The organism is Bacillus sp. GMs2/2 (assembly GCF_050172095.1).
Classification (GTDB): domain Bacteria; phylum Bacillota; class Bacilli; order Bacillales; family Bacillaceae_G; genus Bacillus_A; species Bacillus_A cereus.
The window spans coordinates 1-2,470 of the sequence record NZ_JBNLYE010000486.1; the positions used below are offsets into that span (position 1 = coordinate 1).

A 2,470-nucleotide genomic window follows, 5' to 3' on the forward strand; every position below is an offset into this window, starting at 1 on the left:
AACGATAAATTTTGTATTAAAATCATAATAAATGAGTGAGGTGCTTTTGTTAAAAGGTAACAACCTTATTTTTAAAATTAGAGGAGGTATAACTATGAATATTAACAATTTGATTGTTAAACATATGGATAACCCCCATGAGTTGGAGAAGATGTATAGAAAAGATCCGAAAGCTTTTAAAAAAGCATTCTCACAAGCATGGGACCAAAACCCTGATTCCCAGGTTCTAGGTGCTTGGTATGAAAGGTTGCATTTCAAGGAGAAAGTAAATAAAGAAAAAACATCTTTGTTTCAAAAAGGTTTCTTATTCATGGGCCTTTTAGCTATTTTGGCCGGCATAAGCACCAGGATCATTTTCCACTTTGTTGAGCAGGAAGCAATTGCTCCAATAAACTTGGCTTTTGGTGTAATTCCCTTTATTGCTGCTTATTTTGTTTACAATAATAAGCCGAAAAAAAGTATTATTTATTCCCTTATAGCGTTATTCCTAGTTTCCGGGGTGTATCTTAATACATTGCCAATAAATTATAAAGACAGTACGATACTTGCTTATTTACATCTTCCTATATTTTTATGGGTCTTAGTAGGGCTTGCATTTACAGGAAATGAATATTCAAAAGGCAGTACAAGATTAGCCTATATTAAATTTAATTTAGAATATTGTCTTCTCTACGGGAGCATGGCAGTGAGCGGAATGATACTAGCAATATTCACCATGCGTTTATTTAGCTTTGTTGACTTAGATATAGGAGAATTCTATTTTAGTAATGTTGTTTTATTTGGAGCAGCGGCTCTCGCTATTGTGGCTGCATACTTAGTATCAATGAATCTTAAGCTTGCTAAAAATATTCCACCATACATATCTAAAATTTTTAGTCCTCTCGTCCTGATCACGTTGCTTATCTATCTTATAACGGTAATTTGGGTGGGGAAAAATCCGTTCTTGGATCGCAATTTCCTAATGGCTTTCAACGGAATACTCCTTGGTGTATTGGCTGTTACCATATTTTCTATCGTTGAAAGTGACTCGGACGAGAAAAAGAACATTTCAGATTATATAAATTTTTCCTTAATTGTTCTGGCACTTATTATTGACACTGTCGCATTGTCAGCCATAGTATTCAGACTTTCTTCTTACGGGATTACGCCTAATAGACTTGCTGTTTTAGGAGTAAATGTACTGATTTGGGCAAATCTCATTTGGATTATGTTTTCCTATATGCGTTTCTTGCAAAACAAATCAGGACCAAAAGCTATCCAAGATGCCGTTACGAAGTATTTGCCAATATACGGACTTTGGGCAGCTTTCGTTATATTTACGTTTCCTATCATTTTTAATTAGAAAGGATCTGTTAATGCGGGAGTGGTGAGGGCTAATAATCATTGGGGGATGAACAAAACCCCCAATGATTAAAGTTTCACTTTATTATAATTGGTATTATTATGTTTGTAGTTTCGGTAATTTCATTTGTAATGATAAATAAGAAATAAGTGTTGTATGTAATCTTTCCATAATAAAAAACGTCCCAAAATGGGACGTTTTTTATTATGCGTATTGCCGTTTTTTCTTAATAAGCAACAAAACTTGTGACACACAAGCTAGTACCGGTAACTCAATCAATGGTCCAATAACGAGTGCAAGTGCGATAAGAGGTTCGTCTGGAAAAGCGGTTACAGCGATAGCGAGTGCAACAGGTGAGTTTCTTGCTAACGTTGTTAAGCTTAGACTTACTGTATCTTTGTAAGATAAATGCATCATGCGCCCGATAAATTGTCCTAGTAAAAAATTAATGATGAAGAACAATAGAACAGGAACGAGTAATAATAAAACAACATTCATATTTTGTAGTAAATATTTACCTTGTGATGCAAACATCGCTACTATTGCTAAACTTAAAAATACAATTTGAGCAGAGCTGAAAAACGGAATGAGTTTATTCTCGAGAGTTTCAGCTTTTTTCATTTTATTCATAATGAACTTTGTAGCGTGTGCAAGTATAAATGGTAAGACGATTACGATAACAATACTTTCTACTAAAACAGAAATCGCTACAGTTTTCATGACACCAGCAAATAAAAATAAATAAATGGGAAGGAGCAGTACTTGCAAAATTAAATTTACAGGTAAAATTGTAGTAGAAAGTGCTACATTACCTTTCGCTATTTCAGTAAAGATTAAGTACCAATCTGTACATGGAGTAACCATTAACATTATAAATCCAACCCAAAGTGCTGGATGATCGGAAAGAAATAGTGCTCCTAACCCCCAAGCGAGTAAAGGTGTCCATAAGAAGTTAATAGTAAGACTTGTTCCAGCAAATTTTAAATTGCGAAATCCGTTTTTTATTTCTTTTAATGGAATGCTGAGGAATAATCCATATAGCATGAAAAATAAGAAGAGGACAATAAATTTGTCTGAATACGTATGTATCATATTAAATTGTCCGAGTACGATGCCGCATGTAACAGC

The 2,470-nt window shown here is 34.0% G+C and carries 2 protein-coding genes; one reads left to right on the forward strand and one right to left on the reverse strand.

What is annotated here, in order from left to right; genetic code table 11:
- Positions 1-94 precede the first annotated feature (94 nt).
- Complete coding sequence (locus ACQGS6_RS26410; protein ID WP_426965867.1) at positions 95-1,342, forward strand: DUF4153 domain-containing protein; 1,248 nt, start codon at positions 95-97, stop codon at positions 1,340-1,342.
- Positions 1,343-1,546: 204 nt separating this feature from the next.
- On the opposite strand, the gene ACQGS6_RS26415 is transcribed toward ACQGS6_RS26410, so the two are convergent.
- On the reverse strand, positions 1,547-2,470 hold a 924-nt coding region (locus ACQGS6_RS26415; RefSeq protein WP_426965868.1), incomplete at its 5' end, for an arsenic resistance protein.